Genomic DNA, 25,075 nt, shown 5'->3' with positions numbered 1-25,075 from the left:
CAGCTCATTCCCAGGAGGTGACGACCATGGCCACGACCGCGACGCTCGCCAAGGCCGAGGACCGTGCGGCGGTGACCCATGCCGCCCGCATCGAGCATGTCTCCAAGTCCTTCGCCGGACCCGCCGGCGGGCAGCTCGTCCTCGACGACATCTCTCTCGATGTCGCCCCCGGCGAGTTCGTCACCCTCCTGGGTGCCTCGGGCTGCGGCAAGTCCACACTGCTCAACCTGGTCGCCGGACTCGACCGGCCGTCCGCGGGGTCCATCGAGACCCCCGGCGGCCGGCCGGCCCTGATGTTCCAGGAGCACGCCCTCTTCCCGTGGCTGACCGCGGGCAAGAACATCGAACTGGCCCTGCGGCTGCGCGGGGTGCCCAAGGCCGAGCGGCGCGGGGAGGCCGAGCGGCTGCTCGACCTCGTGCGGCTCGGCGGCTCGTACGGCAAGCGGGTCCACGAGCTGTCCGGCGGCATGCGCCAGCGGGTCGCCCTGGCGCGCGCGCTCGCCCAGGACAGCGACCTGCTCCTCATGGACGAGCCGTTCGCCGCGCTCGACGCCATCACCCGGGACGTGCTGCACGACGAGCTGACCCGGATCTGGCGGGAGACGAACGTGTCGGTGCTCTTCGTCACCCACAACGTCCGCGAGGCCGTGCGGCTGGCCGAGCGCGTCGTCCTCCTCTCGTCCCGGCCCGGCCGGATCGCCCACGAGTGGAAGATCGACATCCCGCAGCCGCGCCGCATCGAGGACTCCGACGTCGCGGAGCTGTCCCTCGAGATCACCGAGCACCTGCGTGGGGAGATCCGCCGTCATGGCCAGCACTGACACCACTCCTAAGGCCCCCAAGACGGGGAAGGCCGACGACCTGGCCGGCCTGGAAGCCGGTCTGGACGCCCTGGACAGCGTGCAGATCCGGCGGACCCCGGTCCGTGAGGTCCTCCTCAAGAAGGTGTTCCCGCCGGTCATCGCGGTCGCGCTGATCCTGGTCGTGTGGCAGCTGCTGGTCTGGGGCAAGGTCACCGACGAGTACAAGCTCCCCGCCCCGTCCGCGGTCTGGGACAGCCTGACCACGATGTGGCTGGAGGGCACGCTCCTCGAAGTCCTGTGGACCAGCGTGTCCCGGGCCCTGCTCGGCTTCCTCATGGCGCTCGCCATCGGCACCCCGCTGGGACTGCTGGTCTCCCGGGTGAAGTTCGTGCGCGCGGCGATCGGCCCGATCCTCTCCGGCCTCCAGTCGCTGCCCTCGGTGGCCTGGGTGGCACCGGCGGTGCTCTGGCTCGGCCTGAACGACAGCATGATGTTCGCGGTCATCCTGCTCGGCGCCGTCCCGTCGATCGCCAACGGCCTCGTCGCGGGCGTCGACCAGGTCCCGCCGCTCTACCTGCGGGCCGGCCAGACGCTCGGCGCGACCGGTCTCAAGGGCGCCTGGTACATCGTCATGCCGGCCGCACTGCCCGGCTACCTCGCCGGCCTCAAGCAGGGCTGGGCGTTCTCGTGGCGCTCGCTGATGGCCGCGGAGATCATCGCCTCCTCGCCCGACCTGGGACTCGGCCTCGGCCAGCTCCTGGAGAACGGCCGCAACAACATCGACATGGCGGGCATCTTCCTGGCGATCATCCTGATCCTGATCGTCGGCATCGCCATCGACCTGCTGATCTTCAGCCCGCTGGAGCGCGCGGTGCTGCGCCGCCGCGGCCTGCTCGCGAAGGGCTGAGCCGCACCGTGAACAGGCCCTCCCTCCTCGTCATCGCCCACGGCAGCCGCGACCCGCGGCACGCGGCGACCGTCCAGGCGCTCGTGCGCCGGGCGGGCTCGCTGCGGCCGGGGCTGCGCGTGGAGACGGCGTTCCTGGACTTCAACCTGCCGTCGGTGGCGGGGGTCCTCGACCGGCTCGCCGCCGAGGGGGTACGGGACGTGGTGGCGCTGCCGCTGCTGCTGACCCGGGCCTTCCACGCGAAGGCCGACATCCCCGCCGTCCTGCGGCAGGCCCCGCCCTCGCTGCGGATCCGGCAGGCGGAGGTCCTCGGCCCCTCGCCCCTGCTCATCGCAGCGGTGGAACGGCGGCTGTACGAGGCCGGGCTCAGGCCCGGCGACAAGAGCGCGACCGGGGTCGTCCTGGCCTCGGCGGGCTCCACCGACCCGGAGGCGATCGCGGTGATCGCAGAAACGGCGCGGGAGCTGCGGCGCACCGGTTGGTGCTCCGTGCGGCCCGCGTTCGCCTCCGCATCTCTCCCCCGCACGGAGGAGGCGGTCCGGCTCGTCCGTACCGACCCCGGGGTGCGCCGGGTGGCCGTCGCCCCGTACGTGATCGCCCCGGGCCGCCTCCCGGACCGCATCGCGGCGGGCGCGGCCGAGGCGGACGTCCTGGCGGACGTCCTGGGCCCGTCGCCCGAACTGGCGGCGCTCCTCGTGGAGCGGTACGAGGGCGCGGTGCGTGCCTCGGAGTACCTGACCGCAGCGGCCGGCTAGCGACCCCGTCGGCCGCTCGGGTCAGCTGAAGTCGAGCCCACCCGTGCGGGTCCTCTTCAGTTCGAAGAGGTCGGGGTGGGCGGCCAGGACGCGGAAGCTGTCGAAGAGCTCGGCGGCCTTCTCGCCGCGCGGGACGGCGCGGAGGACAGGGCCGAACCAGACGGTGCCGTCGACGTGGATCGTCGGGGTTCCCACGTACGCTCCGGCCTCGGGGTCCTTGCCCGCGTCGTGGCTGCGGCGGACGGTCTCGTCGTGGGCCGGGTCGTGGGCCGCGGCGGCGAGTTCGGGCGGGAGGCCGAGTTCGGTGAGGGACTCGGCGATCACGGCGTCGAAGTCCTTCTGCTTCTTCTCGTGGATGCGGGTTCCGTACGCGGTGTAGAGCGGGCGCAGGATCTCCTCGCCGTGCTGCTCGGCAGCGGCGGCCGCCACGCGCACCGGGCCGATCGAGGCGTCGACGAGTGCGCGGTACCAGTCGGGCAGGGTGTTGCCCTCGTTGTGGAAGTACAGGCTCATCACCTTGAAGCGGAGGTCGACGGGCCGGTGGCGTTCGACCTCCAGGATCCAGCGGGAGGTGATCCAGGCGAAGGGGCAGGCGGGGTCGAAGTAGAAGTCGACGGTGGTGCGGGGTCCGGTGGCGGTCGCGGTGCTCGTCATATGACCGAATCTAGCCAGCGGGTGGCCCGTCGGCCTGGGCCAATCGGCAGTCGGCCGGCTGGGCCACTTCGCGCCTTCAGTCCTCGTGGGTCATCTCGACGAGCTTGACCACGGTGTTCCAGTTCCGGGCCGTGGCCACGAGCCCCTTCACCACCGACGGGCGGGACAGCACGTCGCCCAGCTTGGACCGGCCGAGGCCCTCGGGGACGTAGAGGTAGAGCACGCGGTCGCCGAGGGCGAAATCCTCCGGGAGGTACGCCTCCCGGTCGATCGCGGCGAAGCGATCGGGCTCGGCGGGTCCCGAGTAGTAGATCGCGTGGAGCTGCTTGCCTTCGAGTTCGGCGGCTGGGAAGGGGCAGGCCTCGGCGACGGCCGCGAGGTAGTCGCCGTCGCGGACGAGGCAGTCGACGCGGAAGCCGAAGCGGGCCTCGATCGCGTCCTCCAGCGCGGTGGTGAGCTCGGCGTCGGAGGCGGCCGAGTCCGTGGTGAAGACGGCGTTCCCGCTCTGGAGGTAGGTGCGGACGTCCCGGTGGCCGAGGTCCTCCAGGACGGAACGGAGCTCCGCCATGGGGACCTTGCGGTGTCCGGACACGTTGATGCCGCGGAGAAGGGCCGCGTATGTCTTCGCCATGGGGTTCACCTTAGGGCGGCCACCGCGCCTCGTGGGGGGCGGCACGGTGGCCGGTTCGAACACTCTCCGATGGAAGTGATCCGGGAGAAGACCCTTCACTCATCTGTGACTTATTCAACAAGGTTTCGTAATGACGAATCCATCATTTGCGCTGATAGCGGGCGAGGACCCGATTGCCGTCCTCCACCAGCCTTCTGCGGAGCTCGGCGCCGTCGATGGCGCCGCTGTAGTACTCCTGGAAGGCAGGCGTCGCCACCTTGTCCTTCCATTCCGGATAGCCGCGCACACCCTGGGCGGGGGCGGGCCGCAGCCGCTCGGCGACCTCGGCGCCGACGGCCCATCCGTCGCGGGCGGTGCGCAGGGAGGGGTCGGCGAGCGCGGCTCTGCCGGTGGGCAGCATCCAGTCGCCGCGCGCGAGCCGCACCATGTTCGCCGGCCGCAGGAAGAAGTCGAGGAACTCCATCGCCTCCTTCTTGTACGGGCTGTCCTCGGCGATCGACAGGGTCTGCGGGGAGACGCCCTGGGCGAGGCCCTCGCTCCCGGCGGGGGCGGGCAGCACCGTCCATGCGAAGCCCTTGGGGGCCTGCTGGGCGATCTGCTGCCGGTAGGCGAAGCCCAGCGGGACCATGGCGTACTTGCCGGCGAAGAAGCCGGGCAGGGTGTCGGAGCCGCCGCTGCCGAGGGTCGTGCGCGGGGCGGTCCGGTCGGTGACCACCTGGTCGTGGACCGTGCCGGGGACGATGGCGTCGGCCTCGGTGAAGTCGACGGTGACCCGGCCGTCCGCGCCGCGGTGGAAGAGGCCGCCGCCGGCCGAGACGCCGAGGTTGAGGCTGACGGAGACGGGCTCCTTGAGCGGCCAGGCGACCGCGTACCGGCCGGGGCCCATGGCCGTGGTGAGGTCGCGGGCGATCTGCCGGAACTCGCTCCAGCTCCAGGGCTTCTCGGGGGTGGGGATGCGGACGCCGGAGGCCTCCAGGATCTTCCGGTTGGCGATGATCATGCGCGGTTCCTGGAGGAACGGGATGCCGTGGACGCCCTCGCCGAAGGTGGTGGTCTCCCAGCTGCGGGCGGGGATGTCGGCGCGCAGCCGCTCGGGGAGCAGCGGGCGCAGGTCGGCGAGGTCGCCGCCGTAGGCGAAGTCGGCCAGGTCGTCGGAGGCGTCGTGGATGATGTCCGGCGCCTCACCGCCCTCGAAGGAGGTGAGGAGCTGGTCGTGGACGGAGTCCCAGCTGCCCTGGACGTAGTCGACCTGGACCTTCGGGTGGGCGGCGTTCCACTCCGCGACGAGCTGCTTGTTGGCGTCGACGGACTCCTTCTGCCAGGCGAGCGACTGGAAGCGGAGTCGTACGACGCCGTCGTCGGGGTGCCCGTCGCCGCCGGCGCAGCCGGTGAGGAGCAGGGCGAGGGCGGCGGTGAGGCCGGTGAGGGTGGTGGGGAGCCGTCGCCTCATGACTTCACCGCCCCGGCGAGCATGCCGCCGGCGATGCGGCGTTGGAGGACGGCGAAGACGACGAGGGAGGGCAGGGTGGCGAGGAAGGCCGCGGCGGCCAGCGGGCCGAGGTCGGCGACGCCCTCGGCACCGAGGAAGTGGGTGAGGACGACGGGCAGCGTCTGTTTCTCGGGGGTCTTGAGCAGGACGAGCGCGAAGAAGAACTCGTTCCAGGCGGTGACGAAGGCGAAGAGGGCGGTGGCGACGATGCCGGGGGCGAGCAGCGGGGCGGTGACGGAGACGAGGGTACGGAGCCGGCCGGCGCCGTCGACGGCCGCGGCCTCCTCCAGTTCGGCGGGCACGGCCCTGACGTACCCCATGAGCATCCAGAGCGCGAAGGGCAGCGACCACACCACGTAGACCATGACGAGGCCGGGGACGCTGTTGATCAGATGCAGGTTCTTGAGGATCAGGAAGAGCGGGATGATCACCAGGACGAAGGGGAAGGCCTGGCTGATCACGACCCAGCCGGTGGCCGCGGTCGCGAGCCGGCCCCGGTGGCGGGCGGTGACGTAGGCGAGCGGGGTCGCGATGAGGACGGCGATCAGGGCCGCGGCGAGCGCGGCGACCAGGCTGTTCCCGGCCGCCCTGAGCAGCGGCTGCTCGTCGAAGGCCTGTCGGAAGTTGGCGAGGGTCGGTTCCTCGGGGATCCAGGTGGGGTGGAGCGAGGCCAGCTCGGGGGCGGGCTTGAAGGCGGTGGAGACCAGCCAGAGGAAGGGGAAGGCGAGGAAGACCAGATAGGCGAGGAGGGCGAGGTACTGGCCGATCCGCGCGGGTCTGCTCGTCCGGAGGGCGCTCACCGGTCCTGGTCCCCTTTCAGCCGGCGTACGAGGGAGAGCGCGATGAGCACCGACACGGCGGCGACCATCACGCAGCCCATCGCGGCGGCGTAGCCGAACTGCCCGTACCGGAAGGCCTCTTCGTAGGCGAAGAGCATCGGGAGCCGGGTCCGGCCACCCGGTCCGCCGCTGGTCAGGACGTAGACCAGGGCGAAGGAGTTGAAGTTCCAGATGAGGTTGAGCGCGGTGATCGCGAGGGCCACGGGTCTCAGCGCGGGCCAGGTGACGGTGCGGAAGCGGCGCCAGGCGCCGGCGCCGTCGAGGGCGGCCGCCTCGTGGAGTTCGCGCGGGGTGTTCTGGAGTCCGGCGAGCAGGGCGACGGTGGTCTGCGGCATGCCGGCCCAGATGCCGACGAGGACGACGGCGGGGAGGGCGGTGGCGAGGCCGGAGAGCCAGTCGTGGCCCTGGCCGAGGCCGAGGTCGCGGAGGGTCTCGTTGAGGATGCCGGCGTCGGGGTTGTAGACGAGCCGCCACATGATGCCGACGACGACCTCGGGCATCGCCCAGGGGACGATCGCGAGGGCCCTCGCCAGCCAGCGGAAGCGGAGCTTCTCGTTGAGGAGGAGGGCGAGGCCGAGGGCCAGCAGGAACTGCGGGACGGTGACCCCGACGGCCCAGAGCAGGCCGATGCGGAAGGAGTCCCAGAAGAGGGTGTCGTGCAGCAGGTCCTGGAAGTTGAGGGTGCCGATCCAGCGGGTGGCCTGGGTGCGGCCGGACTGGGCGTCGGTGAAGGCGAGCGCGATGCCGTAGAGCAGCGGGCCGACGCTGAGGACGAGGATCGGCAGGAGTGCGGGGAGCACCAGGAACCAGGCGCCGAAGTCGGGCCCCCGGGGGCGTGACGAGCGGACGGTCCGCGGTGTCCGCGTCCCGCCCGGCCGCTTCGTCGCGGTCGCCGAGCTCATCGATCCGACCCCCGTCCGCCATCCCCCGGACTGCGTCCGGAGGGACCACCACGCCGCCGGTGAGGAACCCCGTCATGGTCCTGACGGGTTGGGGGGCCGTCAAGGCGACCGGCGCGGCGACCTGGGCGGGTGCGAGACTTTGGCTCAAACGCACAGGTAGGGAGAGGTCGATGGACGAGGCGCGGGCGCGGGAGATCCTGGCGGCGGCGGGGCTGCCGGTCTCGGAGGCGCGGTTGCTGGCGCTGGGGGAGAACGCGGTCTTCGCCGTGGACGACCTGGTGGTGAAGGTCGGCAGGGACGCCGAGGTGTTCGAGCGGGCCGAGCGGGAGATGGCGCTGGCCGGCTGGCTCGCGGCGGCGGGGGTCCCGGCTCCGCGGGCCGCCGAGGAGAAGCCGCGGCTGGTCGACGGACATCCGGTCACCTTCTGGCACCGGCTGCCCGACGCGGTCCGCCCGGCGGAGCCCCGCGATCTCGCGCCGCTGCTGCGGGCGGTGCACGCCCTGCCCGAGCCGGTGGGGTTCACGCTCCCCCGGCGCGAGCTGCTGGGCGGGGTCGAGCGGTGGCTGCGGCTCGCGGGCGACGCGATCGACCCGGCGGACGCGGCCTTCCTCCGCGAGCGGCGCGACGCCTTCGCCCCGGCGGCCGCCGCGCTCACCCCGCACCTGACGCCGGGACCTGTCCACGGCGACGCCCTCCCCCGGAACGTGCTCGTCGGACCCGACGGTCCGGTCCTGATGGACCTGGAGACCTTCTCCTCCGACCTGCGCGAGCACGACCTCGTGGTGCTCGCGCTCTCCCGGGACCGCTACGGCCTCGACCCGGCCGCCTACGACGCCTTCACGGAGGCGTACGGCTGGGACGTCCGGGAGTGGGAGGGGTGCGCGGTGCTGCGGGGCGCGCGGGAGACCGCGAGCTGTGCGTGGGTGGCCCAGCACGCGCCGGCGAACCCGAAGGCGCTGGCCGAGTTCGAGAGGCGGGTGCGCTCGCTGCGGGACGGCGACCCGGAGGTTCGCTGGTACCCGTTCTGACATCATGTCCGGGCCGGGCGACCGGCCCGGATTCCCTCTGTCGGACGGGGTGTTGTGATGCGTGTGGAGCTTTCCGAAGTGACGCTCGACGTCCGGGTCGACGGCGATGGGCCTGCCGTCCTCCTGGTGCACGGTTTCCCTGACAGCCACGAGCTCTGGCGCCGTCAGATCCCGGCGCTGACCGCGGCCGGCTTCTCCTGTGTCGCGCCCACCCTGCGGGGCTTCGGTGCCTCGGACCGGCCCGAGGGCGGGCCGGAGGCGTACCACCCGGGCAAGCACGTCCGTGACCTTCTCGAACTGCTGGCCCGGCTGGAGCTCGACCGGGTCCATCTGGTCGGCCACGACTGGGGCTCGGGCATCACCCAGGGGCTCGCGCAGTTCGCGCCGGACCGGGTGCGGAGCCTGAGCCTGCTGTCGGTGGGGCACCTGGGTGCGATCCGGGCGGCGGGCTGGAAGCAGCGGCAGCTGTCCTGGTACATGGTGCTGTTCCAGCTGGCCGGGGTGGCCGAGGATTGGCTCCTGCGGGACGACTGGGCCAACTTCCGCGAGATGCTGGCCGAGCACCCGGACGCGGAGTCCGTCCTCGAACCGCTGCGCGCGCCGGGCGCGCTGACGGCGGCGCTGGACATCTACCGCGCCGGCCTCCCGCCGGAGGTGCAGTTCGGCCCTGACCCGGTGCTGTCACCGGTGCCGGAGTCGGTCCCGGTGATGGGCCTCTGGTCGACGGGCGACCGCTTCCTCACGGAGCGCTCGATGTCGGGCACGGGCGAGTACGTCGCCGGCTCCTGGCGCTACGAGCGCGTCGAGGAGGCGGGCCACTGGCTCCAGCTGGACCAGCCGGAGAGGGTCAACGAGCTGCTGCTCTCCTTCTTCAAGGAGAACTCCTAACCGACGGCCAGGACCGCCGGGCGCAGGGGCCAGGTGGATTCGACGACCGCTTCCGGGTCTCCCTTGCGGCGCAGGAAGGCCTGGAAGTCCTCGGCCCAGACGCGGTACCAGGCGATCTGCCGCTCGTGCAGCTCGGCCGGGTCCAGCTCCGCCACCTGGCGGTGCCGCTCGGCTATCGCCACGGCGACCCGGACGGCGGCGAGCGCGTCGGCCGCGGCCTGGTGGGCGGCTTCGAGGACCACGCCGTACTCCCCGCAGACCGCTTCCAGGGTCCGCTTGCCGCGCCGGTAGCGGTCGACGGCCCGGTCGATCGTGTACGGGTCGACGACCGGGCCGATCCCGACGCCGCCGAGCCGCTCGCTCAGCGAGGGCAGCCCGTGGCGGCGCAGTTCGGCGGAGAGGAGGGTGAGGTCGAAGGAGGCGTTGTACGCCACGATCGGCACGCCGTCCTCCCAGTACGCGGCGAGGGTCCTCGCGATCTCGTCGGCGACCTCCCGCACCGGCCGGCCCTCGGCCGCGGCGCGCTCGGTGCTGATGCCGTGGATCGCGGAGGCCTGCTCCGGGATGCGGATGCCGGGATCGGCGAGCCAGTCCCGTCGTCGGACGACGTCTCCCCCGCCGTCGACCTCGATGATCGAGGCCGTGACGATACGGGCCTCCAGCGGATCGGTGCCGGTCGTCTCCAGGTCGAAGCCGACCAGCGTGTCGCCGTGCCAGGCCATCGGGTCCTCCTTACGTGATCTCCCCCGTGGTGGTGACCACCCTCGCACGCACCACTGACAACGCCTCCGGCGGCGGTCCAGAACAGGTCCGGAGACCGGCCGGACGGACCGGCCGGACTGGCCGGACACCGGCCGGACGACCGGTCAGAGGCGGTCGGAATCCGGTCCGGAGACCGCTCAGGAGACCGGCCGGGAGTCGAGCCACACCGACTCGAACTCCTCCCGGTATGTCGCGAAAAGTCCGTGTTCACCGTCGCCGCCCGGCTGGCCGTGCCGCACCACGCTCCGCCCGCCGCCCCGCAGGACGAGGACCGGGGCCTCCATGCCGCGGGCCTTGCGCAGGTAGGACTGCACGACGCCCACCCCGTCCGGGCCGTCGCCGTCCACCAGGTACGCGGTGAAGCGCGGGGTCTCGTCGAAGACGTGGATCTGGAAGGCGCCCGGGTCGCGCAGCTTCGAGCGCACCCGCCGCATGTGCAGGATGTTCATCTCGACGGAGCGGCTGAGCTCGCCCTTCTTGAGGCCGAGTTCCCGCTCGCGCCGCTTGACCGCGCTGCTCGCCGGGTTGAGGAAGAGCAGCCGCGTCCGGCAGCCGGACTCCGCCAGCCGGACCATGCGGCGGCCGGAGAAGTTCTGCACGAGGAGGTTCAGGCCTATGCCGGTTGCGTCGAGGCGCCGGGCTCCGCCGAAGAGGTCCTCGGCCGGCAGCTGCCGCTGGAGCCGCACCCGGTCGGGGTGGACGGAGACCACATCCGCGTATCGGTCGCCGACGAGGTCCTCGACCGCGTCCACCGGCAGCCGGTCGGCGGACGGTACCCCGGCCCCGCTGCCGAGGATCTCCAGGAGCCGGGCCGAGGCCCGCTCGGACTGGGCGAGCACGGTCAGCGACAGCGCCCGGTTGCGGGAGACCACGTTGCGCGTGACCTCCAGCTCGTCCAGGGCGAGCTCGACCTCGCGCCGGTCGTCGAAGTAGGGCTCGAAGCAGGGCCAGTGCTGCACCATCAGCTCGCGCAGCTGCGGCAGCGTGAGGAAGCTCAGGACGTTGTCGTCGGCCGGGTCGAGCAGGTAGCCCTTGCGCCGGGAGACCTCGCGGACGGCGACCGCCCGCTGCACCCATTCCTGGCCGGCGGGACCGGCCGCCGCCACGACCCACTCCTCGCCGTGCACGGGTTCGTACACGGGTCGCAGGACGGCCGCGACCACGGCCCGCAGCCGCTGCTCGACCAGGTTGAGCCAGATGTAGGCGCGCCCCGCGCGCTGGGCGCGGGTGCGCACCTCGCCCCAGGCCTCGACGCCCCAGTCGAGCTCCGCCCCGATCTCCACCGGCCGGGCGACGGAGACCGTCCCGGGCGGCACGACCGTCCCCGGCGGGATCGCCGCGCCGGGCGGGACGACCGCGCCGGGCGGCGCCTCGGCGGGGTCGGCCGGACCCCCCTCGTGACCCGCGTCACCTGGGGGCAGCTCCAGACCTCCCGAGCTCACCCGCGCACCGCCTTCTGCTCCTGGAAGCCCGCTTCTTCGACCATTCCGACAACGATCAAGGAAGGGTACTCCGCGAGCGGGAGGCGGTGCAGCAGGATCGTCAGGCTCCTTGCTCAACTACCCGCATCGGGCTGCCCGTTCTCGGAGGCGAGATCGGCCGGAGTGAGCGGATTCATAGCGGTAAGGTCCCTGGGCGCGAGCTGGAAGCCCTGCCAGTGGACCGGCATCGGCTGCTGGTCCTCGTCCCGGGCGATGTGGTGGAACCCGATGTTGACCCACACCGAGGGCTTGGTCAGCGTCTCGCCGTTGACCCACTTGTCCACGCTGTCACCGGCGTTGGTCCCGCAGTTGCCGATGTTGTTGCTCGCGAACTGCTCGCAGGCCCGCGACTGGGTGAAGTACACGTCGTGCTTGGTGAAGCCGCGGCCGGCGTGGGTGTCGGTGTGGCCGGGCACGATCTCGTACGAACGGGCGTGGCCGTCGGCGTTCTTGCCGGTGCCGCTGACCACCCGCCACCAGCGCATGTTCTTCGCGTCGCCGGCGAGTTCCTTGGTGACGACGGTGCGCTTCGTCTTCACGGTCGGTCCGCCGCCGGTCGCGGGCGGCGCGGTGACGGTGGAGTCGAACTGCTCGATCCGGTCCTTGGTGGAGCCGTCGAGGCCGAAGTCGAGCTTCCAGAAGACGTTGTGGGCGTGGCTGGTGGCGTAGGCGCGGGCGCCCTTGCCGATGGGCCAGCCGCGGCCGTCGGTCGCGTTGTAGTCGACGGGCGAAAGGCTGCCGGTGGCACCGACGTTGGCGCCGATGGTGCCGTCGGCGGAGAAGCGCCACTCGGAGATGTACTCGTACCAGCCGACCTTGTTCACCGTGTAGACGAGCAGGTCCTTGCCCTGCACCTGGTAGACCTTGTCGCCGCCGTCGGCCGCCATGCGGTAGGCGTGGCCGCGCGCACGGGTCGTGGTGCACAGGCCCTTGACCTGACCGACCTCGGGCACCTTGACGGTGGAGATGGTGCCGCCGGGGCACTCGGCGGGCTTGAGGTTCTGCAGGCCCCAGCCGAAGCCGGCGCCGGTGAGGTCGTCGTACTCGGCGACGCCGTCGTCGTACGGCACGTGGATCTGGGCGAGCCGGGCGCTGGTGAGGACCTTGACGGGCGCCGCACCGGGGGCCTGGTAGGTGACGCGGTCGAGGGTGAGCCCGGCGTCGGTGTTGTAGCGCCAGCACATGTTCCAGACCGCGCCGCCCTCGAGCTTCTGCGTGATGCGGTAGGCGGCCGAGCAGGCGGGCTGGGCGGGCGGGCGCGGCGCGGCGGTGGGCAGCGGCGGGGCCGACGGGCGGGGCGGGGCGGCGGTCGCGGGTCCCGCGGCGGCCGTGGCGGTGCCGAGCAGGACGGCCGCGGTGACGACCGCGCCCTTCCGGCGGGTTCGCGTGGTTCGCTGGGTGGACATGGGAACGAACTCCCTCGTACGGAGATGTCGTGGATCGGGAGGACCGTGGGCGGCGCTGGTCAGCCGACGCGCGTGACGGTCCTCGCGGAGAGGTCGACGATCAGGTTCCGGCTGTCGATCCAGGCCCCGTTGAGGACCTTGGTGACGAGGCGGACGCAGCGGTGCTTGCCGCATTCCTTGAGCTGCGCGGGCACCTTCGCCTCGCGGTAGGGGCGGTAGACGTCGCCGTTGAACCACAGCTGCCCGGTGGAGGTGAGCTCCTTGCCCGTGGCGTCCTTGTAGTCCTCCTTGACGCCCTTGCCGAGCGGGCTCGCGAGGATCAGCTCCAGGGCCTCGCGGAGCTCCTCGGGGTGGGCGGAGGGCTGGACCCCGCGCTGCGCCGCGGACCTCTCGACCTTGCCCGTGCCGAGGTTGACGGTACGGGTGACGAGCTCGTCCTTCGCGTAGTCGTAGAACCGGACCTCGGCGCGGCGCGAGTCGTCGCCCGACTGCGGGTCGGCGAGGACGGTGCCCAGGTGCTGCGGGCCCCGGCCTCCCTCGACGTTCTCCTGGGCTGCGGCGGCCGGCGGGGTGAGCGCCAGCTCCTCGGCCCTGGTGAGCTCGTCGTCGGTGAGCGGGTCGCTCCCGATGCCCTTGTCCCCCTCGGCCGCGGCCGGTGCCACGGTCGCGGGCGGCGGCGAGCCGGCCGCCTGGGCGCCGGCCTCGGCCGCGCCGTCGGCCGCGGTCCCGGCCTGGCCCTGGCCGGTCGCGCCGGCCGATCCGCCCCCTGCCGACGTACCGCCGGATCCGGCGCTGCCGGCGGTGCCGGCGACCCCCGCCGTACCGGCGGTTCCCGCGGCGCCGTTCGCTCCCGCGCTGCCCGGCAGGCTGATCGCGACCGCGACGGCGGTTCCCGTCACCGCCATGGCCGCTCCGGCCACCACCTTCCCCAGGTGGCGGCGCGCTATTTCGTACACACTTCCCCCTCTATCCCCCTCTTGATGTGCGGTCACCCGGTAGGACGGGGCGAAGTCCTAGGAGGTTGCGCCTCTTTCGGGCAGGATCTGGCCGAAGAACACCCACTAAACCCGGACAGAAGAGGAAGAGTCGTATCCATGCAGGTCTGGCCGGGACAGGCGTACCCCTTGGGCGCCACCTATGACGGAGCGGGAACCAACTTCGCGGTCTTCTCGGAGGCCGCCCACAGGATCGAGCTGTGTCTGCTTCACGACGACGGCTCGGAGACGGCGGTGGAGCTGCGCGAGACGGACGCCTTCGTCCGGCACGCCTATCTGCCGGGTGTGATGCCGGGTCAGCGGTACGGGTTCAGGGTCCACGGCCCGTACGCCCCCGAGCGCGGGCTGCGCTGCAACGCGGCGAAGCTGCTGATCGACCCCTACGCGCGGGCGGTCTCGGGGCGGATCCGCTGGGGCGAGGCGGTGTACGGCTATCCCTTCGGGCGGCCGGACGCGCGCAACGACCTCGACTCCGCCCCCGACACGATGACCTCGGTCGTGGTCAATCCGTACTTCGACTGGGGCGACGACCGGCGCCCGCGCACCGAGTACCACCACACGGTGATCTACGAGGCCCATGTGAAGGGCCTGACGATGCTCCATCCGGACCTCCCGGAGGAGCTGCGCGGGACCTACGCGGGGCTCGCGCACCCCTCGGTCATCGGCCATCTGAAGAAACTCGGCGTCACGGCACTGGAACTGATGCCCGTTCACCAGTTCGTGAACGATCACCGGCTCGTGGACGCGGGGCTGTCGAACTACTGGGGCTACAACACGATCGGCTTCTTCGCCCCGCACAACGCCTACGCGTCCTGGGGCGACCGGGGCCAGCAGGTCCTGGAGTTCAAGTCGGCGGTCCGGGCGCTGCACAAGGCGGGCATCGAGGTCATCCTCGACGTGGTCTACAACCACACCGCCGAGGGCAACCACCTGGGCCCGACGCTCTCCATGCGGGGCCTGGACAACCCCTCGTACTACCGGCTCGCGGACGACCCCCGCTACTACATGGACACGACGGGCACGGGGAACTCGCTGCTCATGCGCTCCCCGCACGTGCTCCAGCTCATCATGGACAGCCTGCGGTACTGGGTGACCGAGATGCACGTGGACGGTTTCCGCTTCGACCTGGCGGCCACCCTGGCCCGGCAGTTCCACGAGGTGGACCGGTTGTCCTCGTTCTTCGACCTCGTGCAGCAGGATCCGGTGGTGAGCCAGGTGAAGCTGATCGCCGAGCCCTGGGACGTGGGCGAGGGCGGCTACCAGGTGGGCAACTTCCCTCCGCTGTGGACCGAGTGGAACGGCAAGTACCGCGACTGTGTCAGGGACTTGTGGCGGGGCGAGCCCCGCACGCTCGCCGAGTTCGCGTCCCGGCTCACGGGCTCGTCGGACCTCTACCAGGACGACGGCCGCCGCCCGCTCGCCTCGGTCAACTTCGTGACCTGCCACGACGGTTTCACGCTGCGCGACCTCGTCTCGTACAACGAGAAGCGCAACGAGGCGAACGGTGAGGGCAATCGGGACGGCGAGAGCTACAACCGCTCGTGGAACTGCGGCGAGGAGGGCGAGACCGAGGACGTCGGGATCGCCGAGCTGCGCGCCCGCCAGATGCGCAACTTCCTCGCCACGCTGATGCTTTCGCAGGGCGTGCCGATGCTGAGCCACGGCGACGAGTTCGGGCGGACGCAGGGCGGCAACAACAACGCGTACTGCCAGGACAACGAGGTGTCCTGGGTGCGCTGGCCGAAGGCGGACAGCGAGGCCGAGGCCACGCTGCTCCGCTTCACCCGGTCGATGGTGCGCCTGCGCCGGGAACACCCGGTCTTCCGGCGGCGCCGCTTCTTCCACGGGCGGCCGGTGGAGGGCACCCACGACGAGCTGACCGACATCGCCTGGTTCACGCCCGAGGGTGAGGAGATGACGTCGAGGGACTGGCAGGCGGCCCACGCCCAGGCGCTGACGGTCTTCCTCAACGGCAACGCCATCTCGGAGCCGGGGACGCAGGGCGAGCGGATCGCCGACGACTCCTTCCTGCTGATGTTCAACGCCTCCGCGAAGGAGTTGGAGTTCGTGGTGCCGGACAGTCACGGCCGCTACTGGCGGATGGTGGTCGACACCTCCGACCCGGAGGGCATGCCACCGCAGGAGGGGCCGGAGCTCGCGGGCGGCGAGCGGGTGACGCTGGCGCCGCTCAGCCTGACCGTTCTGCGCCGGCCGGCCTGAGCTCCCGTACCGGATGGACGGGGGCCGTCACCCGCACCGACCAGGACAGCGCCGCGCAGGCCGCGGCCGCCCCCACCGCCACCGCGAAGGCGGCGGGGGCGCCTTGGTTCTCGGCGAGCCGGCCGGAGAGGGCGAGGGCGAGGGCCTGGCCCGCGACGATCCCGCTGGTGAGGAAGGCCATGGACTCGCCGAGCCGGGCGGCCGGCACGGTCTGCTCGGTGAGCCCGAAGACCGTGATCAGGTGCGGGGCGTAGGCCGCGCCGAGGACGATGACGACCGCGTACAGCGCGCCGAGCGAGCCGACGAAGAGCAGCGGCACGGACAGGACGACGAGGGCGACGGTGGCCGCGCGCCAGCGGGTCGTGAGCCCGATGCGGGCGGGCAGCGCGGCGAGGGAGAGGCCGACGGCCGCGCTCATCACGCCCATCGCCGCGTAGACGAGCCCCGCCTGTGCGGGCGCGCCGAGCTCCTCGGTGAGGGCGGTGATCCCCGCCTGGGAGGCGCCGAACATCGCGCCCTGGAGGACCATCGTGCCGCGCAGCGCGTACGCGGAGCGGGGCAGCCGCGCCCGCTCGGCCGCGTCCGTACGGGTGGCCCGGCCCGGGTCCGGCGCGGTGACCTCCGCGGTGGGGTGCAGGGCGAAGGCGGAGCCGCAGACGGCGAGCAGGAGCGCGGCCGTGAGGAGCGCGGCGGCGGGGTGGGCGAGGGCGGCGGCGAGTCCGACGAGGGCCGGGCCGAGGACGAAGGACACCTCGTCGAGGGTGCCCTCGAAGGAGAGGATCGCGCCGACGGTCCGTTCGTCGCGGGCCCCGGAGCGGCGGGCGAGGGCCACCGCGCGGGTCCGGGCGAGCGGCCCGATCTGGGGGACGGTGGCGCCGGCGAGAGCGCCGGCCAGCATGAGCCAGCCGGTGCCCGCGTGGGCGAGCGCGGCGAGGACCAGGACGGCGACGGCGACCGCGTTGGCGAGGGAGGCGGCGAGGACGACCCCCCGCTGGCCGTGCCGGTCGGCGAGTCGGCCGATGACCGGTCCGGCGACGGTCTGTCCGGCGGCGAGCGCGCCGCCGGCGAGCCCGGCCGTGGCGAGCGAGCCGCTGGTCTCGGCGACGAGGAGGAGGCTGCCGAGCTGACACATGGCGGTGGGCAGCCGGCCGAGGAAGGAGATCACCGGCAGGGCCGGTCCGAGCAGGGAAAGCGTGTCGCGATACATCCGAAGCATCACGCGACCGTAACGCGATGCACACGAACGAGTGCATAGGGCGATGACACAGAAGCCCTTTCGCGGGGTACGTACGTTCGCATGACCTCCTCCTCGGCCCGTTCCGCGCTCCCCACCGCCACCTACCGGCTCCAGCTCCAGCCGGAGTTCCCCTTCGCCGCCGCCGAGCGGGCCGTGCCGCACCTCGCCGGGCTCGGGGTCTCGCACCTCCACCTCTCCCCCGTCCTGGAGTCGGTGCCCGGCTCGACCCACGGCTACGACGTCACCGACCACCGGTCCGTACGGGCCGAGCTGGGCGGCGAGGAGGGGCTGCGGGCTCTGGCGGCGACCGCGCGGGCCCACGGCCTCGGCCTGGTCGTGGACCTGGTCCCCAACCACATGGCGGCCTCCCCCCGGCACAACCACGCGCTGCGGTCGGTGCTCCGCGAGGGCCCGGACTCGCCGTACGCCCGCTGGTTCGACGTCGACTGGGCGGCGGGCGACGGCCGGCTGCTGTTGCCCGTGCTGCCCGCCCGGCTCCCCGAGGTGCGGGACCGACTGCGGGTCGCGGACGGGGCGCTGCGCCTCGACGGGCAGGACTTCCCGCTGCGGGACGGCACGGAGGGGCTGCCGCTCGACGAGCTCCTCGACGCCCAGTGGTACCGCCTGGCCTGGTGGCGGCTGGCCCGCACGGATCTCAACTACCGCCGGTTCTTCACCATTTCGGAGCTCATCGGGGTGCGGGTCGAGGACCCCGAGGTGTTCGCGGCGACCCACGCGAAGATCGTGGAGCTGGTGGCGGACGGGGTGGTCGAGGGGCTGCGCATCGACCACCCTGACGGGCTCGCGGACCCGCGGGGCTACCTGGAGGACCTGGCGGCGGCGACCGGTGGGCGCTGCTGGACGGTGGTGGAGAAGATCCTCACGGGGACGGAGCACCTGCCGGCCGACTGGCCCGTCGCGGGCACCACCGGTTACGACGCGCTGCGGCAGGTCGAGGGAGTCCTCACCGATCCGGTCGGCGCCGATGAACTGGCGGATGTGTACCGGGAGTTCACGGGCGCGGCCGGGGACAGGGGCGGCAGGTGGGAGGCGACCGCGCGGCGCGCCGCGTATGAGGTGGTGACGCACGACCTGGCCGCCGAGACGGCCGCGCTGACCCGGCTCGCGGAGCGGATCTGCTCCGCCGACCCGGCACTGCGGGACCACGCGCCCTGGGCCGTGCGGACGGCCGTGCGGGAGCTGCTCGTCAGGGTGCCGGTCTACCGCGGCTACCGGACGGGCGGCGAGGAGGTGCTGACCCCGGCGGCGGCGCGGGGCGCGAAGGCCGCGTTCGCCGTACCGGAGGAGGCCTCGGCCGTCGACCTCGTACGGGACCTGGCGCTCGGCTCGCTGGGAGACGGGCCCGAACACCGGGCGTTCCGCGCGCGGTTCGCGCAGACGTCCTCGGCGCTGCGGGCCAAGTCCGTGGAGGACACGGCCTTCTACCGGTACACGCCGCTGCTCTCGGCGAACGAGGTGGGCGGGGACGCGGGGCGTCCGGCGGTGTCGCCCGACGAGTTCCACGCGTACTGCCTGCGGATCGCCCGGGACTGGCCGGCCACCGGGACGGTGCTGTCCACGCACGACACCAAGCGCAGCGCGGACGTGCGGGCCGCGATCGCGGTGCTCGCCCAGTGCCCGGAGGTGTGGGCGGCGCTCCTGACGCAGGTCGCGGGGGTGCCTGCGCCCGATCCGCACCTGGCGTGGACGGCCTGGCAGACGGCTTTCGGCTTCGGCTCTCCCGACGCGGAGCGGCTCGGTCCCGTGGTCCTCAAGTCCGTGCGGGAGGCGGGGCTCCGGACGAGCTGGACCGAGCCGGACGCGGCGTACGAGCGGGCGGTGGCCGAGTTCACGGCGGCCGGGCCCGGCCGGATCCCGCTGCGGTCGGCCTCGGAGGCGGCCTTCGCCCTGGAGCCGCACATCCGGGCTCACGCACTCGGCGCGGCGCTCGTGCAGCTGACGATGCCGGGGGTGCCGGAGCTGTACCAGAACACGGAGCGGGAGTACCGGGCGCTCGTCGACCCGGACAACCGGGCCCCGTTCGCGACGGGCCCGGACGACGACCGGACGGTCCTGGTCCGGGCGGCCCTCGGGCTGCGCCGGGAGCGCCCGGAGGCCTTCGGCCCGGACGGCGCCTACGCCCCGCTGGCGGCGAGCGGCCCCGCCGCCGCACACTGTCTGGCCTTCGCCCGCTCCGGCGCGGTGGTGACGGCCGTGACCCGGCTCTCCCTGCGGCTCGCGGAGGCGGGCGGCTGGCAGGACACAGAGCTGGTCCTGCCGGAGGGCCGCTGGGCCGATGTCCTCGACGGCGTAAGGGAGTTCACGGGCGGTCCGGCGACGGAGCTCAAGCTCGCCGAGCTCTTCGCGGACCGGCCCGTGGCGCTTCTCGCCCGGTTGGACGACTGAGCGCTCCCGGGGGGGCCGGAAGCGCTCGGTCGATCAGCGGAGGAGATCAGAAGCGGGAGACGCGCGAGACCTCGCACTCGGTGTACTCGGAGCCGTCGCCGGTGCCGATGTACGGAGTCTTCACCTCGACGCTCTTGGAGGCGCCGGCCGCAACCGCGATACCGGCCTCGAACGCGGTCCGCGGGATGGCGTCGCCGCCCGCGACGCCCTTGAACTTCATGCTGACGCTGTAGTCGTAGTCCATCGAGCCGTCGTTCTTCACGGTGATCCGGGCGACGAGGTTCTTGGTCGCCTGGTCGTACTTGCACTCGTCGATGGTCACGTCGCGGATCGCCTTGTCCGCGCTGCCGGAGCCGCCGGGCAGGGAGCCACCGGAGGTGCTGCCGCCGTCGTTGTCGCTGTGGTTGCCGCCGCTGGAGCTGCCGGAGCTGCCGCTGCTGCTGCCGCCGCAGCTGGCGCCGTTCGAGCCGCGGGCACCCGTCAGGGCGACGACTGCGACGGCGGCGACAGCGATGGCGCGGACATGACGCTTATTCATGTTTCAATCCCCGTGGAAAGTGGCATAGAAGAAGGGCTCGTTTGACGAGCGCACGTCACCCTAGCAGCGGTGCCGGACCGCTCGTCCCACCCCGGATCAGCCGCCCGGGCGGACGATCAGGCTGCGCGGCGCCCGGGTGATCAGGCCGGTGGAGTCGGGCCGGAAGCCGTCGGCGAGCCGCAGCCGGGGCATCGCCGAGAAGAGCGCGCGCAGGGCGTACTCGGCCTCCAGGCCGGCGAGCAGGACGGCGGGGCAGAAGCCGCTGCCGTACGTGAGCTGGCCCGGGTCGCCACGGAACGGGTCGAAGCGGTCGGGGTCGTGGAAGCGTTCCGGGTCCCGGCCGGCGGAGCCGACGAGCAGGGCGACGGACGCGCCCGCCGGGATGATGCCACCGCTCACCGGCACCTCGGAGCGGGTGCGGCGCACGGCGATCTGCACGGGCGGGTCGCGGCGCAGCGACTCGGTCCAGGCGCGGGCGACGAGCCCGGTGGGGGCGTCGCGGAGGGCGGCGACCTGGTCGGGGTCGGCGAGGACGTTGCCGAGGAAGGAGGCGAGCGCCTTCTCCCGTACGGCGATCTGGCCGCCGCACTCGCCGGCGAGCGCCCCGGCGGCCCGGCCGCGCACAAGCCGCATCATGTCGCGGTAGGGCACGCCGACGGCCGCGGCGACGGTCCCGGCGGGCAGCCAGTGGCAGAAGTCGGCGACGAGGTCGGCCTGCGGGCGCTCGGCGATGCGGCGGGCCAAGACGTACGCCGTGCGTTCGGTGACAGATCTCAACTCGGCCATGTCGACGTCGATATGGGCCCGGGAACAGGGAGGGTCGCCCGGCCGGTGCCCATGGGTGAAGCGAGCGTCGGTGAGGGCGGTGGCGACGTCCGCGTACCGGCTGAGGACCCAGGCGCGCAGCAACGGGTCGTACGTGAGCGGGAACTTCTCGCGCAGCGTCCGGTGGATCGCGTGCGGGTCGAGGGTGGCGCCGGGGTCGAGGGGGCTCGGTGCGACGGTCCGCCCGGTGGGCACGGAGGGCCCGTCGGCCGGGCCCGCGGATCCGGCCGGGCCCACGGGACCCCCGGCCGTCGGCTCGGTGACGGTCCGCACGCGGCCCGCGGTGGTGCCCCGCGCGGGGGCCGCGCCGGAGGTCAGGGTCGGGATCGCGGCGGAGGCCGCGCCCGGGACCATGGACGGAAGCCGCGTCCAGGGGTCCCCGGACTCCTCCGGCCGGGCGTTGCCTATGGCTCGGTCCGGTGCTCCGCGGTTCGGCTCGTCGCTCATCGCGCCCCCTGTCGATCGGCGTTGGGTGCCGCGGCCGGAGAAGCGTGGCGCGCGTCTCCTCACCCCATCACCGGGCGGCCGGCGCGGCGCGTCACGTACCGCCGAACGGGTGACGGGCGACTGCCGGTGACGTGCGCAGACGCGAGGAGCCGTACGAGGACGTGGGAAGCGGTGCGAAGACGTGCGGAGCCCTACAAAGACGTGGGGAGCCGTGGGGAGCGGTGCCGACGCGATGTGCGGTGCGCTGGGTGCGGTGCTGTGTGCGCTGCGGTGTGCGGTGCGGTGTGCGGTGCGGTGTGCGGTGTCAGCCGTGGGAGAGACGGAACGACATCTGTCCGAAGCCGACGACGTCCCCGGGCCGTACGACCACCGCCCCGGTGACCCGTCGGCCGTTGACCGTCGTCCCGTTCGTCGAGCCGAGGTCGCGCAGCACCCACATCCCGCTCTGGATCGAGAGCTCGGCGTGCAGCCGGGACGCGGTCTCGTGGCTGAGCCGCAGCCCGTTGACCGGGTCGCGGCCGATTCTCAGCGGATGCGGGCCCGGGAGCGGCAGCAGTAGCTTCGGCAGTCGCTCCGCGTGCCAGGCGCGGCCGATCCGCGCCGTGAACGCGGACATCCGCTCGACCGCGCCGACGACCCGCTTGGTCCAGGTCCCCTCGGTGCGCAGGTCGGCGACGAGCACGTCGAGCTCGTCCGGCCGGCGGGCCTGGAGCGCGCGCTCCATCCGGTAGAGGAAGGTGTCGTGCGAGAGGCGTCCCTGGGCCGCGCCCTCTCGGAGCAGCCCGAGCGCGCGGTCCCGCTCGGCGTCTGTCAGCCGAGGGGTGTTCGCCGGGAGCTCGAAGGGGGTCGTCACACACGTGATTGTCGGCCCGTCGGGCCCGAAGTGTCCAGAAGGGCCCCCGACCTGGGAACTCCGTACCCGCCCGACAAGATCACTGCTACGGTCTGCGGTCTCCACACCAGAGACCATTCCCAGGGGGAACCACGACGTGACCGCGTCTTCTTCTCGTACCGCTCCTGCCTCCACTTCTTCTCGTACCGCTCCTGCCTCCACGCCGACCGCCGCCACTCCGGACCTCGTCATACGTCCGCTCGCCGGCCCCGAGGAACTCGACCTGTTCCTCCGCCTCACGTACTCGCTCGACCACGAGCTGGCGGACGACCTCGCCACCGGCCGACGCGTGCCCGAGTGGATGTGGGTGGCGCTCGACGGCGACCGCCTCCTCGGCCGGATCGCCTGGTGGACGAACAAGGCGGGCGCCGAGCCGCTGGCGCTCGACTTCTTCGACATCGCCCCGGAGCTGACGGAGGAGGAGCGCGCCGACATCGGTCTGCGGCTCCTGGAGACCGCGGCCGCCTCGGTCGTGCCGGCGGGGAGCCGGCGCCCGGAGTTCGGCCGGTTCATGCCGGCGGACTGGCGCGAGGTCCCGGAGACCCGGTCCGTCCTGGAGTCGCTCTTCGACGTCCTGGAGCGCTCGGGCGCCCGCCCGCTGGTCGAGCGGCTCCGCCTGGAGTGGCGCCCCGGCACTCCCGTGCCGGAGCCCACGGGCCGTCTGGAGTTCCGCCCCGTCCGGGACCGCGAGGACCTCGTCGCCCTGATGACGCCCGTGATGGAGGGCACCCTCGACGCACACGGGCAGGCCGACATGGCGTCCGGCCTCTCGGCCCGTGAGGCGGCGGAGCTGCACTACGACGAGGAGTTCGAGCACTACACCTCGCCCCGCGAATGGTGGCAGGTCGCACAGCTGCCGGGGACGGACGAGCCGGTCGGCTTCGTCGTTCCCGCCCGGAACAACTACCACCACACCATCGCCTACATCGGCGTGCTGCCCGCCCACCGCGGTCACGGCTACATCGACGACATCCTGGCGGAGGGCACCCGGATCCTGGCGGCCACGGACGTGCCGCGGATCAGGGCGGCGACGGACCTGGGGAACGTGCCGATGGCGGCATCCTTCGGCCGGACGGGTTACGTCACCTTCGAGCGGGCGATCAACTACGTGTGGGACGCGCCGGGCGCGTCGGAGTCCTGACTGCCAGGATGGACGCGGTAGTCAGTCGTTGAGTGGTGGAACCGTCGACGAGGGGATGCGCGTGCTCTTCGAGGTGTGGGCGCCGAGCGCCCGGGACCAGGTCGCACTGGAGCTGAACGGCACGGGCCACGCCCTGGAGAGGGACGCCGAGCGGGCCGGCTGGTGGACCGGGGTCGTCCCCGCGGAGGACGGCGACCGCTACGGCTTCACCCTCGACGGCGGGCACGTCCTGCCGGACCCGCGCTCGCGCCGGCTGCCCGACGGGCCCGACGGCCTGAGCGCGGTCGTCGACCACTCCTCGTACGCCTGGCGGCACGAGTCCCCGCGGCTGCGGCTGCGCAGCGCGGTCCTGTACGAGCTGCACGTCGGCACCTTCACCCGCGAGGGGACGCTCGACGCGGCGACGGCGCGCCTCGGGGAGCTCGCGGGCCTCGGCGTCACCCATGTGGAGCTGATGCCACTGTGCCCGTTCCCCGGGGTGCGCGGCTGGGGGTACGACGGCGTGGCGCCCTGGGCGGTCCACGAGCCGTACGGGGGCCCGGAGGCCCTCAAGCGGTTCGTGGACGCGGCGCACGGTCTCGGCATGGGCGTGGTCCTCGACGTGGTGCACAACCACCTGGGCCCGTCCGGAAACCATCTTCCCTTCTTCGGACCGTACTTCACGGACACGCACCACACGCCGTGGGGCGCGGCGGTGAACCTGGACGCGCCCGGCTCGGACGAGGTCCGGGCGTACTTCCTGGGGAGCGCGCTCGCGTGGCTGCGGGACTACCGGATCGACGGGCTGCGGCTCGACGCCGTCCACGCGCTCGCCGACACCCGGGCGCTGACCTTCCTCGAAGAACTCTCCTCGGCCGTGGACGAGTTGGCGAAGGAGCAGGCCCGCCAGCACTTCCTGATCGCCGAGTCGGACCTCGCCGACCCGCGCACGACGACCCCCCGCACGCTCGGCGGCCTCGGCGTCCACGCCCAGTGGAACGACGACTTCCATCACTCGCTGCACACGGCCCTGACCGGTGAATCGCAGGGCTATTACGGCGACTTCGCGCGCGCCCCGATGGCCGCGCTCGCCAAGACCCTCACGCACGTCTTCTTCCACGACGGCACGCACTCGGCCTTCCGGGGCCGTCGGCACGGCCGTCCGGTGGACCGGGAGCGTACCCCCGCCCACCGCTTCCTGGGGTACGCCCAGACCCACGACCAGATCGGCAACCGCGCCCTGGGCGACCGTCTTTCGGCCTCCCTCTCCCCCGGCCTGCTCGCCTGCGCGGCGACGCTCGTCCTGACCGGACCGTCCGTGCCGATGCTCTTCATGGGCGAGGAGTGGGGGGCGACGACGCCCTGGCAGTACTTCACCGACCACACCGACCCGGAGCTCGCGGAGGCCGTACGGCGGGGCAGGCGGCGGGAGTTCGCGGAGCACGGCTGGTCCGAGAACGAGGTCCCCGACCCGCAGGACCCGGCCACCCGTGACCGCTCGGTCCTCGACCGCACCGAGCGGGAGCGGGACCCCCACAAGCGCCTGCTGGCGTGGCACCGTCAGCTCATCGCCCTGCGCCGCACCCTGCCGGACCTGACGGATCCGGACCTGGGGGGCGTGAAGGTCGCCTTCGACGAGGAGTCCCGCTGGCTGGTCTTCCGCCGGGGCGACCTGCGGGTCGCGGTCAACCTGGGCAAGGAGCCGGTGGCCATCCCGCTCGGTTCGAACGGCCGCGACCGGGTCCTCGCGGCCTGGGACCCGGTCGACGCCCCGGACGCGGACGGGGTCCTGCGCCTCCCGGGAGAGTCGGCGGTCGTCCTGACGGACGGCTGACGGGAGCCGGGGAGGG

General features: G+C 72.8%; 22 protein-coding genes. 9 read left to right on the top strand and 13 right to left on the bottom strand.

Going from position 1 to position 25,075, the window contains the following annotated elements:
• The first annotated feature begins 26 nt into the window (after positions 1-26).
• The 3 genes from IE124_RS04405 to IE124_RS04395 are packed head-to-tail and all read left to right on the top strand — an operon-like array spanning position 27 to position 2,465.
• Positions 27-821, top strand: coding sequence for an ABC transporter ATP-binding protein (locus IE124_RS04405; protein ID WP_189505031.1), 795 nt, complete (start codon positions 27-29; stop codon positions 819-821).
• A complete protein-coding gene (locus tag IE124_RS04400) occupies positions 808-1,710 on the top strand; it encodes an ABC transporter permease (protein ID WP_189505028.1) in 903 nt (300 codons plus the stop codon). The genes IE124_RS04405 and IE124_RS04400 overlap by 14 nt, the downstream gene beginning before the upstream one ends.
• An 8-nt stretch (positions 1,711-1,718) precedes the next feature.
• Positions 1,719-2,465, top strand: a complete 747-nt coding sequence (locus IE124_RS04395) for a sirohydrochlorin chelatase (protein ID WP_189505026.1) — start codon at positions 1,719-1,721, stop codon at positions 2,463-2,465.
• Positions 2,466-2,486: 21 nt separating this feature from the next.
• Here IE124_RS04395 and IE124_RS04390 read toward each other — a convergent pair whose 3' ends face one another.
• From IE124_RS04390 to IE124_RS04370, 5 genes are all read right to left on the bottom strand, one after another.
• Complete coding sequence (locus IE124_RS04390) at positions 2,487-3,119, bottom strand: mycothiol-dependent nitroreductase Rv2466c family protein (protein ID WP_189505023.1); 633 nt, start codon at positions 3,117-3,119, stop codon at positions 2,487-2,489.
• 76 nt (positions 3,120-3,195) lie between these two features.
• Positions 3,196-3,750, bottom strand: a complete 555-nt coding sequence (locus IE124_RS04385; protein ID WP_189505021.1) for a DUF1697 domain-containing protein — start codon at positions 3,748-3,750, stop codon at positions 3,196-3,198.
• A 142-nt stretch (positions 3,751-3,892) separates the two neighbouring features.
• The gene (locus tag IE124_RS04380) at positions 3,893-5,200 is read right to left on the bottom strand and encodes an ABC transporter substrate-binding protein (protein ID WP_189505019.1); all 1,308 of its coding nucleotides are present in this window, start codon (positions 5,198-5,200) and stop codon (positions 3,893-3,895) included.
• On the bottom strand, positions 5,197-6,039 hold the full coding sequence (locus IE124_RS04375; RefSeq protein WP_189505017.1) for a carbohydrate ABC transporter permease: 843 nt from the start codon (positions 6,037-6,039) through the stop codon (positions 5,197-5,199). The genes IE124_RS04380 and IE124_RS04375 overlap by 4 nt, the downstream gene beginning before the upstream one ends.
• Positions 6,036-6,980, bottom strand: a complete 945-nt coding sequence (locus IE124_RS04370) for a carbohydrate ABC transporter permease (protein WP_189505015.1) — start codon at positions 6,978-6,980, stop codon at positions 6,036-6,038. Before IE124_RS04370 ends, IE124_RS04375 begins: the two co-directional genes overlap by 4 nt.
• A gap of 170 nt (positions 6,981-7,150) precedes the next feature.
• Here IE124_RS04370 and IE124_RS04365 point away from each other — a divergent pair, with 170 nt between their 5' ends.
• Positions 7,151-8,008, top strand: a complete 858-nt coding sequence (locus IE124_RS04365; protein WP_189505012.1) for a phosphotransferase enzyme family protein — start codon at positions 7,151-7,153, stop codon at positions 8,006-8,008.
• A gap of 57 nt (positions 8,009-8,065) precedes the next feature.
• The gene (locus tag IE124_RS04360; RefSeq protein ID WP_189505010.1) at positions 8,066-8,896 is read left to right on the top strand and encodes an alpha/beta fold hydrolase; all 831 of its coding nucleotides are present in this window, start codon (positions 8,066-8,068) and stop codon (positions 8,894-8,896) included.
• Here IE124_RS04360 and IE124_RS04355 read toward each other — a convergent pair.
• The 4 genes from IE124_RS04355 to IE124_RS04340 all read right to left on the bottom strand — a co-directional run bounded on the left by IE124_RS04355 (position 8,893) and on the right by IE124_RS04340 (position 13,501).
• A complete protein-coding gene (locus IE124_RS04355) occupies positions 8,893-9,618 on the bottom strand; it encodes a 3'-5' exonuclease (RefSeq protein ID WP_189505008.1) in 726 nt (241 codons plus the stop codon). The two genes, IE124_RS04360 and IE124_RS04355, sit on opposite strands and share 4 nt — an antisense overlap.
• Before the next feature lie 177 nt (positions 9,619-9,795).
• On the bottom strand, positions 9,796-11,100 hold the full coding sequence (locus IE124_RS04350) for a DUF5919 domain-containing protein (protein ID WP_189505006.1): 1,305 nt from the start codon (positions 11,098-11,100) through the stop codon (positions 9,796-9,798).
• 113 nt (positions 11,101-11,213) lie between these two features.
• Positions 11,214-12,545 (bottom strand): copper amine oxidase, encoded by a 1,332-nt coding sequence (locus IE124_RS04345; RefSeq protein ID WP_189505004.1) that lies wholly within the window; start codon positions 12,543-12,545, stop codon positions 11,214-11,216.
• A 59-nt stretch (positions 12,546-12,604) separates the two neighbouring features.
• Positions 12,605-13,501 carry a Tat pathway signal sequence domain protein gene (locus IE124_RS04340; RefSeq protein WP_306432379.1) on the bottom strand — a complete coding sequence of 299 codons (897 nt, stop codon included), beginning with the start codon at positions 13,499-13,501 and terminating at the stop codon, positions 12,605-12,607.
• Positions 13,502-13,639: 138 nt separating this feature from the next.
• Here IE124_RS04340 and glgX point away from each other — a divergent pair, with 138 nt between their 5' ends.
• Positions 13,640-15,760, top strand: coding sequence for a glycogen debranching protein GlgX (gene glgX / locus IE124_RS04335; protein WP_189505002.1), 2,121 nt, complete (start codon positions 13,640-13,642; stop codon positions 15,758-15,760).
• On the opposite strand, the gene IE124_RS04330 is transcribed toward glgX, so the two are convergent.
• Positions 15,729-16,967, bottom strand: coding sequence for an MFS transporter (locus IE124_RS04330; RefSeq protein ID WP_189505533.1), 1,239 nt, complete (start codon positions 16,965-16,967; stop codon positions 15,729-15,731). The two genes, glgX and IE124_RS04330, sit on opposite strands and share 32 nt — an antisense overlap.
• Positions 16,968-17,057: 90 nt before the next feature.
• Here IE124_RS04330 and treY point away from each other — a divergent pair, with 90 nt between their 5' ends.
• Entirely contained in the window at positions 17,058-19,403 is a 2,346-nt protein-coding gene (treY, locus tag IE124_RS04325) for a malto-oligosyltrehalose synthase (protein WP_189505000.1), read from the top strand.
• Positions 19,404-19,449: 46 nt separating this feature from the next.
• Here treY and IE124_RS04320 read toward each other — a convergent pair whose 3' ends face one another.
• The 3 genes from IE124_RS04320 to IE124_RS04310 form a co-directional block, all read right to left on the bottom strand.
• A complete protein-coding gene (locus tag IE124_RS04320) occupies positions 19,450-19,941 on the bottom strand; it encodes a hypothetical protein (protein WP_189504998.1) in 492 nt (163 codons plus the stop codon).
• 96 nt (positions 19,942-20,037) lie between these two features.
• Positions 20,038-21,213 (bottom strand): cytochrome P450, encoded by a 1,176-nt coding sequence (locus IE124_RS04315; RefSeq protein ID WP_189504996.1) that lies wholly within the window; start codon positions 21,211-21,213, stop codon positions 20,038-20,040.
• Positions 21,214-21,517: 304 nt separating this feature from the next.
• Complete coding sequence (locus IE124_RS04310) at positions 21,518-22,066, bottom strand: FHA domain-containing protein (protein ID WP_189504994.1); 549 nt, start codon at positions 22,064-22,066, stop codon at positions 21,518-21,520.
• A 229-nt stretch (positions 22,067-22,295) separates the two neighbouring features.
• Here IE124_RS04310 and IE124_RS04305 point away from each other — a divergent pair, with 229 nt between their 5' ends.
• Both IE124_RS04305 and treZ read left to right on the top strand, forming a co-directional pair.
• Positions 22,296-23,246 carry a GNAT family N-acetyltransferase gene (locus IE124_RS04305; RefSeq protein WP_189505531.1) on the top strand — a complete coding sequence of 317 codons (951 nt, stop codon included), beginning with the start codon at positions 22,296-22,298 and terminating at the stop codon, positions 23,244-23,246.
• A gap of 61 nt (positions 23,247-23,307) precedes the next feature.
• Entirely contained in the window at positions 23,308-25,059 is a 1,752-nt protein-coding gene (gene treZ / locus IE124_RS04300; protein WP_189505529.1) for a malto-oligosyltrehalose trehalohydrolase, read from the top strand.
• Positions 25,060-25,075 lie beyond the last annotated feature (16 nt).

The organism is Streptomyces narbonensis (genome assembly GCF_014649015.1).
Lineage (GTDB): Bacteria > Actinomycetota > Actinomycetes > Streptomycetales > Streptomycetaceae > Streptomyces > Streptomyces narbonensis.
Note: the sequence above shows the minus strand (reverse complement) of the source record. Positions and strands in the feature narration are given on the sequence as shown.